The organism is Pseudomonas sp. DP-17 (genome assembly GCF_022380625.1).
In the GTDB taxonomy this organism is placed as follows: Bacteria; Pseudomonadota; Gammaproteobacteria; order Pseudomonadales; family Pseudomonadaceae; genus Pseudomonas; species Pseudomonas nitroreducens_A.
In genome coordinates, this window is sequence record NZ_JAKSXG010000001.1 from 453,134 (window position 1) to 467,497 (window position 14,364).

Sequence of the window (14,364 nt, forward strand, 5' to 3'; positions counted from 1 at the left end):
GCTTGCCCTCTTCCTTCAGGGAGAGGGTTGGGGAGAGGGGCTCTTGGGTTACTCGGTAATACTCCCGCACACTCACTCCAACTCCCCCCGCCAATGCGCCCCCGGCCCCTCCTCCGCCAACTTGTCCCCCGGATTGCGCAGCGGGCAGGCCTCCATCGACAGGCATCCACAGCCAATACAGCCATCGAGCTGATCGCGCAGCAGCAGCAACTTTTCGATCCGCTCGTTCAAGTCATCCCGCCAGCGCGCCGACAACCGCGCCCAGTCCGCCGCCGTCGGGTTGTGCCCGGTGGGCAGCGAGCCCAGCGCCTTGGCGATCTCAGCCAGGGGAATGCCGACCCGTTGCGCAACCTTGATCACCGCCACCCGACGCAGCGTGTCGCGTGAATAGCGGCGCTGGTTGCCGGCGTTGCGGGAGCTGCTGATCAGACCCCTGGCCTCGTAGAAGTGCAGCGCGGAAACGGCCACGCCCGCGCGTTTGGCCAGTTCGCCGACACTCAACTCGCGGTGCATGGAGCAGGAAGAAGTTTCTTTCATGGGCTATTGACCTCAACTTATGTTGAGGTTTTACCCTCGCCAGGCATTCGGTACAAGCCAGGGAGCCAAGGAACATGACGCAACCCGCCCCGATCACCGCCCATGCCTGCGTGGACAATCCGCACTTCATCCTGCAGATCGAGATCGACGTGCCCCCCCAGCAACGTCCGCACATCGCCGCACGCCTGGGCGATTACCTGTCGCACCTGCAGGCACTGTTCTACCGGCGCCCCGGCTACCTCGCCAGCGAGCTGCATGCCGAAGGTGAACCCCAGCGCCTGGTCGGCCGCCTGCACTGGCGGCGACAGGAAGACTGGGAAGCCGCCTGGGATTGCCGCCAGACCGCCAGCGACCTGTTCGCCGAGAGCCTGCTCAAGCTCGGCGCGCGAAGCATCCGCTTCGGCAGCGGTGAGACGGCATAGGGCGCACGACCGTCCGAAGCTATGAGGCGACATTGCGAGTCGCTTTCACGGTCGCCCGGAAGCAGGCAGTAGGATGGGTGGAGCTTGCGATACCCATCAGCCTTTCCTGACGGCCTGGTGATGGGTATCGCTTCGCTCCACGCCATCCTACAAAGCGGATCGTTTACGCCCCGGCCGGCAAGCTCATGTGCAGCAGCGGGAACGGTCGCCCCTCGCCATCGGTGGGCGAGCGTCCGGTCTGGACGAAGCCGTAGTGTCGATAGAACCCCACCGCCTGCGGGTTCTGCTCGTTGACATCGACACTCAGCGTGCCGCGCAACTCGCGCGCGAAATCCAGCAGCGCGCGCCCCAGGCCGCGCCCCCGGCAGTCCGGATCGATGAAGAGCATCTCCACATGGCACTCGTTGAGACCGATGAAGCCCAGCGGGCGGTCTTCGGCATCCACCGCCACCCAGACCGCGACGGCCGGCAGGTAGAGTTCGCGGACCTGAGGCAGCAGGTCGTCGATGTCCGACGCCTGGAGGAAGTGGTGGGTCGCGCGCACGGCGCCCAGCCAGATATCGAGCAGCCGCGGATTGTCCGCAGCGATGCGTTGGCGAATAAGCATGAAATCATCCTGAATCAGCGATCACGAAAGGGATAGCGCGCCACACACGGTAACGGCCGTTGGAGCGTCGGCAGCATGAATGCCCGCTTCGCGATTCAACGCCTGGGCGGAGCACGGCAGAGGCAGCCGGAAAGAAAGGGAGGTCGATCCTACCCAGCCCTTCCCGGCCGGTAAAGCCTCACTCGGCCATCCAGCGCCAGCCGCCCTCCGCGCATTCCAGCCGGGCGTCCAGGTTCAGTCGGTCGAGAAACGCAGCATCATGGGACACCACCAGCAATGCGCCACGGTACTGCCGCAGAAGATCCTCCAGCGCCTCGCGGGACGGCAGGTCGAGGTGGTTGTCCGGCTCATCCAGGAGCAGCAGCTGCGCTGGATGCTCGGCGTAGAGCTCGCACGCCAGCGCTGCCTTCAACCGCTCACCGCCACTGAGCAGCGCACTGGGCAACTCGACCCGCGCCGCCGGCAACCCCAGCTGCGCCAGGCGCGTGCGAAGCACCGAAGGGTCAGCCACACGATTGCGCTCCTGTAGCAGTTCCAGCACCGAGCGCTCGGGCAACAGGGCGGTGAGATGCTGATCCAGATAAGCGCTGCGAACCTTCACTTCGCACAAGCCGGCGGCGGGGCTAAGCCCGCCCGCGATAACCTTGAGCAGGGTCGACTTGCCACTGCCGTTGCGACCGGTCACCGCCACTCGGCGCGGGCCGCTCACCTGCAAATCCAGCGGCGTGGCATTGCCGAATGGCAGGCGCAGCGCTTCCAGCAGCAACACGCCACGGGATTCGGGCAACTCGCAGTCCGGTGCGTTCAAGACCACCGCAGCGCCCTCGCGCAATTGCTCGAATGCCTCCCGCACGTCCTGCGCCAGCCGCTCGCGTCGATCCTCATGCTGCGTGGCCAGGCGTGCGATGCTTGTCTGACTGCGGTCCTTCTGCCGGTCGACGAGGATCTTCGCCTGGTTGGCCTCCCTCGCATCCTTGCGCCCTCTCGCCTGCCGGTGCTCCTGGCGCTCGCGCTGCTCCTGCATGGCGTGCTGCTGGCGATCACGCTCCAGCTTGCGCCGTTGCAACTCACGCTGGGCGTTGTCCTGCTCCTGCTGGCGCACCTCGCGGTAGAAGGCATAGCCGCCGGAATAGCTGCGCAGGCCGGCCGATGACAGTTCGACGATGCGCTGCATGTCGTCGAGCAGCAGGCGGTCATGACTGATCAGGATCAGGCCGCCGCGCCAGCGCTGCACCTGCTCGCGCAGGGCTTCGCGGCCGGCGCGGTCGAGGTGGTTGCTGGGCTCGTCGAGGATCAGCCAGTCCGCGTCGCTGAGCCAGGCGCCGAGCAGCGCCACCCGCGTGCATTCGCCGCCACTGAGGCGCGAGGCCGGCGTGTCCGGCCGCAGATGGGCGAGCCCGGCGGCAGCCAGTTCGGCCTCCAGGCGGGCGCGGATATCCCAGTGGCCATCGAGGTGCTCGAAGTCAGCGGGGGCGACACCGCCGGCCTCGACGCGAGCCAGCGCATCCAGCATCGGCTGTACGCCGGCCAGCTCGGCCACACTGCGCAATGCCTGCGGTTCAATGCGCTGCGGCAGGTAATGCAGCGGCCCGGACGCCAGGCAGCGGCCGGCAGTGGCGGCCAGCTCGCCGGCGATGATCCGCGCCAGCACGGACTTGCCCGCGCCATTGCGCCCGACCAGTGCCGTGCGGCGGTCGTCGAAGGTTTCGTTGAGGTCACTCAGCAGCATCTCGCCGCTGGGCAATTGGAAAGAGACGCCTTGCAGCGCCAGGGTGAGCGGGCTCGTCATGCGCAGGTCCGGATTGATGCCGAAAATCCCCCGGCAACGGGCCAGGGAAGGAAACGGGCCGTGAAACCACGGCGGCATCAATTGCGCATCGGACGAACACCTCGCAAAGGGGAATGAGGGCCGCAGTATAACGGCAAGGGCGGCGCAGGTGCGGCCGCCGGGCAGAAATCAGCGCAGAGAACCTTCCCAGGCACCCTCGCGAGCGGCGACACTGCCTCCCCGCCAGCGCGCGGCCGCCCCGAACGCAGCACAAGGAAGTCCGCCCCATGCCTGATGCCCCCTCAGTCGCCGAACTGTTCCGCGAAGAGCCCCTGTACTGGGGGCTGCGTGGCGATCCCTACCTGTGGCGGGAAATGGCCGAGCAGCTCGCCGACACTCCCTTGCCCGCCAGCGAGGCAGAGCTGGTGCAACGGCTCACGGAGCTGTTCGAGCAGCTTGCCGGTATCGCGCTGGACCATCCCACCCACGTATACCTGCCGCGTCACGCCCACGGAGGCATGTCCAGCGGGATGATCAGCAGCCAATTCTGGCGTGAGCGGGCCCTGCCGCTGCTGGTGGAGCGCTACCGCGCCATGTCCCCGCAAACGTAGATACCCACAGGACCAACACGACGTAGGATGGCGTGGAGCGCAGCGATACCCATCCTACCGGTGCGCCCGCGGGACAATCGGCTGCAGGCGGGTTAGGTTCACCTTCGCGGCCCGTGGTTGAGCAGGAAGGTCTCCTCGCCCATTGCCGCGATCTGCCCTTCGATCAACGCATCGAACGGGCGCAAAAGGTCGGCGTGGGACTGCGGCGCATCCAGCGCATCGAGCGCATGCACCACCGCCTCGATGGTCGATAGCGCGCCTTCGGTCGGCGCCTTGCGCAGACGGTAGCGCGAGGTCAGGCCTTCAGGGAGAACGACGCGCGGCAGCGCCGCGAGGTTCGGATTGAGGTGCAGCAGCTTGCGAGCCTTGCGCCAGGTGCCGTCGGGCACCACCAGCAGTCGCGGTTTATCCACAGGCTTCGCAGCCAGCTCGGCCAACACCACGGCGGACTCGCCGGGGAACAGCAGCCAGGCGTCCCAGGCGGACAGGTCCAGATCGCTGAAATCCTCGCCCACCATCAGCTGCGCATTGGCCAGGCCAAGCACGGCCAGACGCGCAGTGTTCAGCGCATGCCCGACCTCGCTCGGGTGCTGCAGCAGGAGCACGCGGGTGCGGTTGTCCAGACGCGGAATCAGCGCGCACAGGCAGTGGGTCAGCGGGCGCTCGCAGCGTGGGCAGCGGGCGCGGCTCATGGCTGGCTCGGCTGGGTGCGCAGCAGGTCGCGGAAATTCTGGATCAACGGCTCGCGGGAACGGCCACGGCGCAGAATCAGCGAGAACGGCGCCTGGTAGCCGAAGGTCGCCGGCAGCAGCGCGCGCAGGCGGCCCTGTTCCACCCAGGGGTGCGCATAGTGCTCGGGCAGGTAGCCGATATAGCCGCCGGAGAGGATCAGGATCAGCTGCGCCTCCATACTCTCCACGGTGCCGGCGCTGTGCTTGAAGCCGTGCCGTGCCAGTTCCGCCTGGCTCCAGTAGCCACGGCCGACCATGCGTTGCTGGGTGATCAGCTCAGCGGGAATGCGCCGGCCATCGAACAGCGGGTGGCGGTCGCTGCAGTAAAGCCAGTGCTGCTCTCTATAAAGAGGCTGGTAGACCAGGCCGTTCATCCGGCTGAAGAACGAGCCGATGGCCAGGTCCAGGCGGTTGTCCAGCACCGCCAGCTGCAACTCGTAGGGGCTTTGCACCTGCAGGTGCAGGTGCACCGCCGGATGCAGGCTGCTGAAGGAACCGATGACATCCGCCAGCGGCAGCGCCGGGTCGCTCACGGTGGAGTCCAGTACGCCGAGGTTCAGGGTGCCGCGCAGTTCGCCCTTGAGCGTCGCCGCGTAGCGTTCGAAGCCTTCCAGCTCACCGAGGATGCGCAGGGTTTCCTGATGGAACAGCTCGCCCTTGCTGGTCAGCCCGAAGCCGCCACGGCCCCTGTGGCAGAGCACGATGCCCAGCTGGTTTTCCAGCTGGCTCATGTAGGTGCTGATCGCCGACGTCGACAGGTTCAGCTCCTGCTGGGCCGCAGCAAAGCCCTGGCTGCGCACCACACAGGCAAAAATCCGCAGCAGTTTGACGTCGGGCAGTGCGCTCGCGCTCATGAAGACTCCACAAAACCGCGGCCGAGCCGCTCTAGTTCAGTACTTTCTGCACCTGAACAACAGACGATAGCAAGCCAGCTATCTATCCAGGAGCCTCAGGCTACAAGCCCGGCGGACGGACTGCTGCGGCAAGCTGGCGCAGTCTAGCGGCAGCCGTTAGTTTAGAAAACTCTGAAGTGATTATTTGTAGCCAGCGATTTTTTTCACTACCGCCCCTGACCAGAATCCGGTCTCAGTATTCAACAAGCCTGTTTCCACGAAGACAGCGATCAGCCTGAGGCCCTTCCCATGGACAAGAAACTTCACCAGCCCCTGGGCGGCAACGAAATGCCGCGTTTCGGCGGCATCGCCACCATGATGCGCCTGCCGCATATCCAGTCCCCCGAAGAGCTCAATGAGCTGGACGCCGCCTTCGTCGGCGTACCCCTGGACATCGGCACCTCCCTGCGCTCCGGCACCCGTTTCGGGCCGCGCGAAATCCGCGCCGAGTCGGTGATGATCCGTCCGTACAACATGGCCACCGGCGCTGCGCCGTTCGATTCGCTGAACATCGCCGACATCGGTGACGTGGCGATCAACACCTTCAACCTGATGGAAGCGGTGCGCATCATCGAGGAGGCTTACGACAAGATCCTCGACCACGGCATCCTCCCGCTGACCCTGGGCGGCGACCACACCATCACCCTGCCGATCCTGCGTGCCATCCACAAGAAGCACGGCAAGGTCGGCCTGGTTCACATCGACGCCCATGCGGATGTCAACGACCACATGTTCGGCGAGAAGATCGCCCACGGCACCACCTTCCGCCGCGCCGTGGAAGAAGGCCTGCTGGACTGCGACCGCGTGGTTCAGATCGGCCTGCGCGCGCAGGGCTACACCTCCGAAGATTTCAACTGGAGCCGCAAGCAGGGCTTCCGCGTGGTGCAGGCCGAAGAGTGCTGGCACAAGTCGCTGGAACCGCTGATGGCCGAAGTCCGCGAGAAGGTCGGCGGCGGCCCGGTCTACCTGTCCTTCGACATCGACGGCATCGACCCGGCCTGGGCGCCCGGCACCGGCACCCCGGAAATCGGCGGCCTGACCACCATCCAGGCGATCGAGATCGTCCGCGGCTGCCAGGGCCTGGACATCATCGGCTGCGACCTGGTCGAAGTCTCCCCGCCCTACGACACCACCGGCAACACTTCGTTGCTCGGCGCCAACCTGCTGTACGAAATGCTCTGCATCCTCCCGGGCGTAGAGCGCCGCTGAGCGCACGAGCACCTGCATGAATAACGACGCCTGCGTAGCACAGGTGCTGGAGGCTGCCCGCGATCTCGTGGCAGCCTTCGCGCGCACCGACACCGAAGCCTACTTCGCCGCCTTCAGCGAAGACGCCAGCTTCATCTTCCACACCTGGCCAGTGCCGCTGCTGTCGCGCGCGGCCTACCGCGAGGTGTGGGAAGGCTGGCTGCGTGACGATGGCTTCGAGGTCCTTGACTGCCTTTCGAGCAACACCTTTGTGAGCCTGCAAAGCGAGGACGTGGCCGTGTTCTGCCATGACGTCGCCACGCGGCTGCGCATCCAGGGAGAGGAAAGCCTGAACCACGAACGGGAGACCATCGTCTTCCGCCGTGATCCGAAACAGGGCCGCTGGCTGGCCACACACGAGCACCTGTCACCGTCGCCGACGCCATAAAGACAGGGCTCCCCGGGAGGAAGTCATGGATAACAAGAACAAAGCACACGCAATCACAACGATCGAGACATTCGGGGTCGAACAGATCCCCGACCACGAACGCAACGCCACGCCCACCGACCTGTTCCGCATGATCTTCGGTGGCGCCAACACCTTCGCCACCGCCGTGCTGGGCAGCTTCCCGGTGCTGTTCGGGCTGTCGTTCCAGGCCGGCGTCTGGGCCATCGTCCTCGGCGTGCTGGTCGGTTCGCTGATCCTCGCACCGATGGGCCTGTTCGGCCCGCTCAACGGCACCAACAACGCGGTCTCCTCGGGCGCCCACTTCGGCGTGCACGGGCGGATCGTCGGCTCGTTCCTGTCGCTGCTCACCGCCGTCGCCTTCTTCTCCCTCTCCGTGTGGAGCTCGGGCGATGCGCTGATCGGCGGCGCCAAGCGCCTGTTCGACCTGCCGGAAACCGACCTGACCCTGGGCCTGGCCTACGGCCTGTTCGCCGTGCTGGTGCTGATCGTCTGCATCTACGGCTTCCGCTTCATGCTGATGGTCAACAAGATCGCCGTGTGGGCCGCGAGCCTGCTGTTCCTGCTCGGCCTGTTCGCCTTCGCCGGCCCCTTCGACGCCGGCTACGCCGGCACCGTGCAGATGGGCAGCGAAGGTTTCTGGGCCGCCTTCATCGGCGCCGCCCTGCTGGCCATGAGCAACCCGGTGTCGTTCGGCGCCTTCCTTGGTGACTGGGCGCGCTACATCCCGCGCGAGACCTCGCAGAAACGCATCATGCTGGCGGTGATCCTCGCCCAACTGGCGACCCTGATCCCGTTCCTGTTCGGCCTGGCCACCGCCACCATCGTCGCGGTCAACGCGCCGGACTACATCGCGCAGAACAACTACGTCGGCGGCCTGCTGGCCGTTTCGCCGAGCTGGTTCTTCCTGCCGGTGTGCCTGATCGCGGTGATCGGCGGCATGTCCACCGGCACCACCTCGCTGTACGGCACGGGCCTGGACATGTCCAGCGTGTTCCCGCGCCTGCTCAACCGCGTGCAGGCCACCCTGCTGATCGGCCTGCTGTCCATCGCCTTCATCTTCATCGGTCGCTTCGCCGCGAACCTGGTGCAGAGCGTGTCCACCTTCGCCGTGCTGATCATCACCTGCACCAGCCCGTGGATGGTGATCATGATCCTCGGCCTGATCATCCGCCGTGGCTTCTACCACGCCGACGACCTGCAGGTGTTCACCCGTGGCCAGGAAGGCGGCGCCTACTGGTTCCACAACGGCTGGAACTGGCGCGGCATGGGGGCGTGGATCCCGAGCGCGGCGCTGGGCCTGTGCTTCGTCAACCTGCCGGGCCAGTTCGTCGGCCCGCTGGGCAACCTGGCCGGCGGCATCGACATCAGCCTGCCGGTCACCCTCGGCATGGCCGCCCTGCTCTACCTGGCCCTGCTGCGCACCTTCCCGGAACCGGCCGGCGTCTACGGCCCCAAGGGCCCGCGCTGGGTCGGCAGCCATGACCGCCCGGTGCGCAGCATCAGCGAACCGACGGCCTGATCCAGGCTTCGCTGCCTGGCGAAGCGCATGACCCGAAAGACCCCATCGGACCGGTTGCCGCCGGTCCGGTGCCCTACCGCACGCCACGAGCGCGCGGCAACAATGACAATGCAAGTGTGAGGAAAGCGACCCATGGCGTTAGATCTGATCGTCGTACTGATATATGCCGCCGGCATGTTGTGGCTGGGCTGGTACGGCATGCGCCGCGCCAAGACCCATGAAGACTACCTCGTCGCCGGCCGCAATCTCGGCCCGTCGTTCTACATGGGCACCATGGCCGCCACCGTGCTGGGCGGGGCCTCCACCGTAGGTACCGTGCGCCTGGGCTACGTCCATGGCATCTCCGGCTTCTGGCTTTGCGCCGCGCTGGGCGCCGGCATCATCGCGCTGAACCTGTTCCTGGCCAAGCCGCTGCTCAAGCTGCGCATCTTCACCGTCACCCAGGTCCTGGAGCGTCGCTACAACCCCATGGCCCGCCAGGCTTCCGCAGTGATCATGTTCGCCTATGCGCTGATGATCGGCGTGGTCTCCACCCTGGCCATCGGCACCGTGATGCAGGTCCTGTTCGACCTGCCGTTCTGGGTGTCCGTGCTGCTGGGCGGTGGCGTCGTGGTGATCTACTCCACCATCGGTGGCATGTGGTCGCTGACCCTGACCGACATCGTGCAGTTCATCATCAAGACCGTCGGCCTGATGTTCATCCTGCTGCCGATCTGCCTGTACCGCGTGGGTGGCTGGGATGAACTGGTGGCCAAGCTGCCGGCGACCGCCTTCAGCTTCCACACCATCGGTTACGACACCATCATCACCTACTTCCTGATCTACTTCTTCGGCATCCTGATCGGCCAGGACATCTGGCAGCGCGTGTTCACCGCCCGCGACGAGAAGGTCACCAAGTACGCCGGCACCGCCGCGGGTGTCTATTGCGTGATCTACGGTCTGGTCGGCGCGCTGATCGGCATGTGCGCCAAGGTCCTGCTGCCTGACCTGGACAACGTCAACAACGCCTTCGCCGCCATCGTCAGCGCCGCCCTGCCGGACGGCATCCGTGGCCTGGTGATCGCTGCTGCCCTGGCCGCCATGATGTCCACCGCCAGCGCCGGCCTGCTCGCCGCCTCCACCACCATCACCGAGGACCTGCTGCCGATCTTCACCGGCCAGCGCTCCACCCGCCTGAGCCTGAACCGCATCTGCACCCTGATCACCGGTGTCGTGGTCCTGGCCATCGCCCTGGTGGTGAACGACGTGCTCAGCGCCCTGACCCTGGCCTACAACCTGCTGGTGGGCGGCATGCTGATCCCGCTGATCGGTGCCATCTACTGGAAGCGCGCCACCACCGCCGGCGCGATCACCAGCATGGCCCTGGGCTTCATCACCGCACTGGCGTTCATGCTCAAGGATGGCTTCGACGCCAACACCCCGATCTATTACAGCCTGGCCATCGGCCTGGTCAGCTTCATCGTCGTCAGCCTGCTGTCGCCACGCCCGGCGCCGGTAGCCGAAGCGGCCTGATAAGAACCCAAGCTGGGCAAAAGGGCGCGGCGAGCTGATCTCCGCGCCCTTTTGCATGATGATCACGACTTACCTGTGGATTTTTAAGGAACTGCCATGACCACCTGCGGCGAATTCCTCGTCAAGCAACTCGAAGCCTGGGGCGTCGATACCGTCTTCGGCATCCCCGGCGTACACACCGTCGAGCTGTACCGCGGCCTGCCCCACAGCGGCATCCGCCACATCACCCCGCGCCACGAACAGGGCGCCGGCTTCATGGCCGACGGCTACGCGCGCGTCACCGGCAAGCCGGGCACCTGCTTCATCATCACCGGCCCGGGCATGACCAACATCCTCACCGCCATGGGCCAGGCCTACGCCGACTCCATTCCCATGCTGGTGATCTCGAGCGTCAACGAGCGCTCGCGCCTGGCCCAAGGCAACGGCTACCTGCACGAACTGCCGAACCAGCGCGCGATGGTCGCCGGCGTCAGCGCCTTCAGCCACACACTGATGAGCGTCGACGAGCTGCCGGCCGTGCTGGCCCGCGCCTTCGCCGTGTTCGACAGCGAGCGCCCGCGTCCGGTGCACATCGAGCTGCCGCTGGACATCATCACCGCCCCGGCCGACCACATGCAGGTGATGCCGCGCGTACAACTGGCCCGCCCTGCCCCGGCCCGCTCGCCGCTGCACGAGGCTGCCGCGAAGCTTGCCAAGGCGCAGAAGCCGCTGCTGCTGCTCGGTGGCGGCTGCGTCGCCGCCCAGGCCGAAGCCCGCGCGCTGGCCATTGCCCTGGATGCACCGACCGCGCAGACCATCAACGCCAAGGGCCTGCTGCAGCCTGACCACCCGCTGCTGGTCGGCAGCAACCAGTCGCTGATCCCGGTGCGTGAACTGGCGCTGGAAGCCGACGTGGTGCTGGCCATCGGCACGGAGCTGGGCGAGACCGACTACGACGTGGTGTTCGACGGCAACTTCAAGATCGGCGGCGAGCTGATCCGCGTCGACATCGACCCGCAGCAGCTGATGCGCAACTTCGCGCCGCAGATCGCCATCCAGGCCGACGCGCGCACCGCCATGCGCGCGCTGCTGGAACTGCTGCCGGCCCGCGAAGCCGATGCCGCAAGCCCCGGCGCCCAGCGGGCGGCCAAGGTGCGCGCGCAACTGGCCGAGGACTTCAGTGGCTGGGCGCACTACCGCACCCTGTTCGACAAGATCCTCGAAGTCCTGCCCGACGCCCGCTTCGTCGGCGACTCCACCCAGACCGTCTACAGCGGCAACCACCTGGTGGAACTGGACGGCGGCCGCCGCTGGTTCAATGCCTCCACCGGCTACGGCACCCTGGGCTACGGCCTGCCGGCCGCCATCGGCGCCAAGCTCGGCGAGCCGGGCCGCCCGGTGATCAGCCTGATGGGCGACGGTGGCCTGCAGTTCACCATGACCGAACTGGCCAGCGCCGTGGAAGCCAAGGTGGGCATCGTCGTGCTGCTGTGGAACAACTATGGCTACGGCGAGATCAAGCGCTACATGGAACGCCGCGACATCACTCCGCTGGGCGTGGACATCTACACCCCGGACTTCCTGGCCATCGCCAAAGGCTTCGGCTGTGCCGCCGAGCGCGCCCGCGACTACGACCACCTGCAAGAGCTGCTGCGCACCGCGCCGAGCGACCGTCCGCTGATCGTGGAAGTGATGGAAGCGGCGCCTTTCGCGCCGTAACGCTGCCGTAGGATGGGTGGAGCCTGCGATACCCATCGGCATGGGTATCGCTCCGCTCCACCCATCCTACGCTCAAGCCACTCACCCCGCCCTGCCCTCTCCCAGGGGAGCGAGAACCCGCCAGAGCCGAGCGGCAGCGCAGCTACCAGCGACGCCGCTCCAATCCCCCAAGGCTCCGAACGGTTCCCTCTCCCCCTGGGAGAGGTTAGGGTGAGGCACAGCACCCTGCAGGAACGAGGGCACGCCCAGTCATGGCTCGCGAACCTGGCCTCGCTGCGGGGTTTGTTCGCGTGCAAGCTCGCTCTCACGACAAGCAACCGGAACAGGTCAACCATGAAAATCGTCACCCGCGACCGCTGGTTCGAGGTCCGTCACTGCTACGACGGCGTCAGCCTGATCCACGAGCCCTACGTGCGCCCCTTCTACCGCTGCAACATGTGGCACATCCAGGGGCGCGAGCGCGACGTGCTGGTGGACAGCGGCTCCGGGCTGGTCAGCCTGCGCGAGCAACTGCCCTGGCTCACCGAGCGCCCGCTGCTGGCCGTGGCCAGCCACACGCATTTCGACCACATCGCCGGCCACCATGAGTTCGACGAACGCCTGGTGCATCCGGCCGAAGCCGACATACTCGCCAGTCCCGATGGCGAGCGCACCCTGGCCACCGCCTTCGTCGACGACGAGATGTTCGACGCGCATCCTGACTGCCCGCTTTGCTACGCCGAATACCGCGTCAAGGCCGCGCCAGCAACCCGCACCATCGATGAAGGTGACGTGCTCGACCTCGGCGACCGCACCCTGCAGGTATTTCACACCCCCGGCCATTCGCCCGGCGGCATCAGCCTTTGGGAAGAGAAGACACGGACGCTGTTCTCCGGCGACATCATCTACGACGGCCCGCTCATCGAGGACGCCTACCACTCCAACCTCGACGACTACGCCGCGAGCCTCGCGCGCTTGCGTGAGCTGCCGGTGCGCACCGTGCACGGCGGGCACTTCGAAAGCTTCTCCGGGGAACGGCTGAAAGCGATGATCGACGACTGGTTCAAGGTCCACGGATAACAGGCATGAAAAAACCCGCCAGCTGGCGGGTTTTCCTTTTGCCATGACGCGGGCGTTATCAGTAGCGCCGGCGCTGCTCCATCCGGCGACGTTGCTCGTCGCTGCGGACGGGGATGGGTTGCAGACGTGGAGGCTCGATCAGGCCGAGCGCGACACCGAGTTTCCACGCAATGCTTTGCAGCCAGACTTTCATGGAATGCCTCCTCGTTCGAATTCAGGTCGGGCGGCCCGATACCACCATGGGCCACCCTAGGAAGAATAGCCCGGCGTCCCACTCTCCGCCCGTGCCACTCACTCCTTGAAACAAAGACTATCGCCTAACCTCGCCGCGACGCCTGACCTGAATCAAGAGCGCGACATTTCCCATATCAGCGGCGAAGCATCCGGCGAATCCATTGCTCGCTGCTCACCAGGGTGATGCCGGCCAGCACCAGCACGGCGCCCGCAACAAAATTCAGGGTCAGCGGCTCGTCGAGGATCAGCACGCCGAAGGCGATGCCGAACATCGGCGTCATGAAGGAAAACACCGCCAGGTTCGATGCCAGGTAGCGGCGCAGCAGCCAGAACCAGGTGAAGTAACTGAAGAACGACACCACCAACCCCTGGAACAGCACGCTGCCCACGCCGATGGCGGTGAAGCTCACGTCCTGGGTCTTGCCCAGCGCCAGGGCGGCGAAGGGCAACAACAGCGCGGCGATCAGCAATTGATAGAACAGTGTCAGGATCGGTTTCGCCTCGGACAGCCGAGTGGTGCGCACCGCCACCGTGGTCATCCCCCAGGAGAACCCCGCCAGCACGCCGAAAGCGTCGCCCAGCAGCGTGTGGCTGTCCATGTTGGCGATGTCGAAGCCGCCGCCGAAGCACATCGCGATTCCCGCAAAGCACACGCCGATCCCCAGCCATTGCAACGGCCGCAAGCGCTCACTGGGCAGCAGGAAGTGCAGCGCCAGCGCCGAGAAGATCGGCGCCGTATAGATGAACACTGCCATGTGCGAGGCCGACGTATAGACCAGCCCCTGGGCGATGAAGAAGAACTCGGCGGCGAACAACACGCCCGCCAGCAGCCCGCCCTTGAGTGTGCCCTGGCGCAGGAAACCTTCCCAGCCGCCACGCCAGCACATCAGCAGCCCCACCACCACGGCGGCCACCAGGTTGCGACCGAAGGCCTGCATGATCGGCGCGATGTCCGGCGCGGCCAGCTTCACCACCACTTGCTGGACACCCCAGATGACACACAGACCGGTCATGACTTGGATGGCGAAAGCGTCGGCGCCCTTGCGCTCGACGATGCGGGTTCGGGTGTTCATGGCAAGGCTCGGCAGCAAGTGGCAGGAATCGGAAAGCCGCAAG

Annotated in this window: 15 protein-coding genes; 8 read left to right on the plus strand and 7 right to left on the minus strand. The window is 66.0% G+C overall.

The window, feature by feature from the left end:
- Nucleotides 1-72: 72 nt before the first annotated feature.
- Nucleotides 73-537 carry a redox-sensitive transcriptional activator SoxR gene (soxR, locus tag MJ122_RS02050; RefSeq protein ID WP_088416635.1) on the minus strand — a complete coding sequence of 155 codons (465 nt, stop codon included), beginning with the start codon at nucleotides 535-537 and terminating at the stop codon, nucleotides 73-75.
- 74 nt (nucleotides 538-611) lie between these two features.
- Between soxR and MJ122_RS02055 the strand changes: the two genes are divergently transcribed.
- Nucleotides 612-959, plus strand: coding sequence for an antibiotic biosynthesis monooxygenase (locus tag MJ122_RS02055; RefSeq protein ID WP_239742027.1), 348 nt, complete (start codon nucleotides 612-614; stop codon nucleotides 957-959).
- 163 nt (nucleotides 960-1,122) lie between these two features.
- Here the strand turns inward: MJ122_RS02055 and MJ122_RS02060 are convergent, their stop codons facing one another.
- Both MJ122_RS02060 and MJ122_RS02065 read right to left on the minus strand, forming a co-directional pair.
- Complete coding sequence (locus MJ122_RS02060; protein WP_239742029.1) at nucleotides 1,123-1,566, minus strand: acetyltransferase; 444 nt, start codon at nucleotides 1,564-1,566, stop codon at nucleotides 1,123-1,125.
- Nucleotides 1,567-1,744: 178 nt separating this feature from the next.
- A complete protein-coding gene (locus MJ122_RS02065; protein WP_239742030.1) occupies nucleotides 1,745-3,355 on the minus strand; it encodes an ABC-F family ATP-binding cassette domain-containing protein in 1,611 nt (536 codons plus the stop codon).
- Between the two features lie 266 nt (nucleotides 3,356-3,621).
- On the opposite strand from MJ122_RS02065, the gene MJ122_RS02070 reads away from it, so the two are divergent.
- Complete coding sequence (locus MJ122_RS02070) at nucleotides 3,622-3,945, plus strand: hypothetical protein (protein WP_239742032.1); 324 nt, start codon at nucleotides 3,622-3,624, stop codon at nucleotides 3,943-3,945.
- A 98-nt stretch (nucleotides 3,946-4,043) separates the two neighbouring features.
- On the opposite strand, the gene MJ122_RS02075 is transcribed toward MJ122_RS02070, so the two are convergent.
- Together MJ122_RS02075 and MJ122_RS02080 are read right to left on the minus strand one after the other, a co-directional pair.
- Entirely contained in the window at nucleotides 4,044-4,637 is a 594-nt protein-coding gene (locus tag MJ122_RS02075) for a DTW domain-containing protein (protein ID WP_239742034.1), read from the minus strand.
- The gene (locus MJ122_RS02080) at nucleotides 4,634-5,530 is read right to left on the minus strand and encodes a LysR family transcriptional regulator (protein WP_088416629.1); all 897 of its coding nucleotides are present in this window, start codon (nucleotides 5,528-5,530) and stop codon (nucleotides 4,634-4,636) included. Before MJ122_RS02080 ends, MJ122_RS02075 begins: the two co-directional genes overlap by 4 nt.
- A 288-nt stretch (nucleotides 5,531-5,818) precedes the next feature.
- Between MJ122_RS02080 and speB the strand changes: the two genes are divergently transcribed.
- The 6 genes from speB to MJ122_RS02110 all read left to right on the plus strand — a co-directional run bounded on the left by speB (nucleotide 5,819) and on the right by MJ122_RS02110 (nucleotide 13,014).
- Nucleotides 5,819-6,778 (plus strand): agmatinase, encoded by a 960-nt coding sequence (speB, locus tag MJ122_RS02085; protein WP_239742036.1) that lies wholly within the window; start codon nucleotides 5,819-5,821, stop codon nucleotides 6,776-6,778.
- Nucleotides 6,779-6,794: 16 nt separating this feature from the next.
- Nucleotides 6,795-7,205, plus strand: coding sequence for a nuclear transport factor 2 family protein (locus MJ122_RS02090; protein WP_088416628.1), 411 nt, complete (start codon nucleotides 6,795-6,797; stop codon nucleotides 7,203-7,205).
- 25 nt (nucleotides 7,206-7,230) lie between these two features.
- Nucleotides 7,231-8,745 carry a cytosine permease gene (locus MJ122_RS02095; RefSeq protein ID WP_088416627.1) on the plus strand — a complete coding sequence of 505 codons (1,515 nt, stop codon included), beginning with the start codon at nucleotides 7,231-7,233 and terminating at the stop codon, nucleotides 8,743-8,745.
- A gap of 132 nt (nucleotides 8,746-8,877) precedes the next feature.
- Entirely contained in the window at nucleotides 8,878-10,257 is a 1,380-nt protein-coding gene (locus tag MJ122_RS02100; protein WP_239742038.1) for a sodium:solute symporter, read from the plus strand.
- A 96-nt stretch (nucleotides 10,258-10,353) separates the two neighbouring features.
- Nucleotides 10,354-11,955 carry a 5-guanidino-2-oxopentanoate decarboxylase gene (locus MJ122_RS02105; RefSeq protein WP_239742040.1) on the plus strand — a complete coding sequence of 534 codons (1,602 nt, stop codon included), beginning with the start codon at nucleotides 10,354-10,356 and terminating at the stop codon, nucleotides 11,953-11,955.
- 333 nt (nucleotides 11,956-12,288) lie between these two features.
- On the plus strand, nucleotides 12,289-13,014 hold the full coding sequence (locus tag MJ122_RS02110) for an MBL fold metallo-hydrolase (RefSeq protein WP_239742041.1): 726 nt from the start codon (nucleotides 12,289-12,291) through the stop codon (nucleotides 13,012-13,014).
- 58 nt (nucleotides 13,015-13,072) lie between these two features.
- On the opposite strand, the gene MJ122_RS29990 is transcribed toward MJ122_RS02110, so the two are convergent.
- On the minus strand, nucleotides 13,073-13,207 hold the full coding sequence (locus MJ122_RS29990) for a PA1414 family protein (protein WP_275590545.1): 135 nt from the start codon (nucleotides 13,205-13,207) through the stop codon (nucleotides 13,073-13,075).
- A 175-nt stretch (nucleotides 13,208-13,382) separates the two neighbouring features.
- The gene (locus MJ122_RS02115) at nucleotides 13,383-14,321 is read right to left on the minus strand and encodes a DMT family transporter (RefSeq protein ID WP_088416623.1); all 939 of its coding nucleotides are present in this window, start codon (nucleotides 14,319-14,321) and stop codon (nucleotides 13,383-13,385) included.
- Nucleotides 14,322-14,364: the final 43 nt, after the last annotated feature.

What these genes read in the sequence shown, in the direction of transcription:
- MJ122_RS02110 (WP_239742041.1), top strand. Translation starts at nt 12,289, where the DNA reads ATGAAAATCGTCACCCGCGACCGCTGGTTCGAGGTCCGTCACTGCTAC.
- MJ122_RS02115 (WP_088416623.1), bottom strand. Translation starts at nt 14,321, where the DNA reads ATGAACACCCGAACCCGCATCGTCGAGCGCAAGGGCGCCGACGCTTTC.
- MJ122_RS02090 (WP_088416628.1), top strand. Translation starts at nt 6,795, where the DNA reads ATGAATAACGACGCCTGCGTAGCACAGGTGCTGGAGGCTGCCCGCGAT.
- MJ122_RS02075 (WP_239742034.1), bottom strand. Translation starts at nt 4,637, where the DNA reads ATGAGCCGCGCCCGCTGCCCACGCTGCGAGCGCCCGCTGACCCACTGC.
- soxR (WP_088416635.1), bottom strand. Translation starts at nt 537, where the DNA reads ATGAAAGAAACTTCTTCCTGCTCCATGCACCGCGAGTTGAGTGTCGGC.
- MJ122_RS02065 (WP_239742030.1), bottom strand. Translation starts at nt 3,355, where the DNA reads ATGACGAGCCCGCTCACCCTGGCGCTGCAAGGCGTCTCTTTCCAATTG.
- MJ122_RS02105 (WP_239742040.1), top strand. Translation starts at nt 10,354, where the DNA reads ATGACCACCTGCGGCGAATTCCTCGTCAAGCAACTCGAAGCCTGGGGC.
- MJ122_RS29990 (WP_275590545.1), bottom strand. Translation starts at nt 13,207, where the DNA reads ATGAAAGTCTGGCTGCAAAGCATTGCGTGGAAACTCGGTGTCGCGCTC.
- MJ122_RS02095 (WP_088416627.1), top strand. Translation starts at nt 7,231, where the DNA reads ATGGATAACAAGAACAAAGCACACGCAATCACAACGATCGAGACATTC.
- MJ122_RS02070 (WP_239742032.1), top strand. Translation starts at nt 3,622, where the DNA reads ATGCCTGATGCCCCCTCAGTCGCCGAACTGTTCCGCGAAGAGCCCCTG.
- MJ122_RS02080 (WP_088416629.1), bottom strand. Translation starts at nt 5,530, where the DNA reads ATGAGCGCGAGCGCACTGCCCGACGTCAAACTGCTGCGGATTTTTGCC.
- MJ122_RS02060 (WP_239742029.1), bottom strand. Translation starts at nt 1,566, where the DNA reads ATGCTTATTCGCCAACGCATCGCTGCGGACAATCCGCGGCTGCTCGAT.
- MJ122_RS02055 (WP_239742027.1), top strand. Translation starts at nt 612, where the DNA reads ATGACGCAACCCGCCCCGATCACCGCCCATGCCTGCGTGGACAATCCG.
- MJ122_RS02100 (WP_239742038.1), top strand. Translation starts at nt 8,878, where the DNA reads ATGGCGTTAGATCTGATCGTCGTACTGATATATGCCGCCGGCATGTTG.
- speB (WP_239742036.1), top strand. Translation starts at nt 5,819, where the DNA reads ATGGACAAGAAACTTCACCAGCCCCTGGGCGGCAACGAAATGCCGCGT.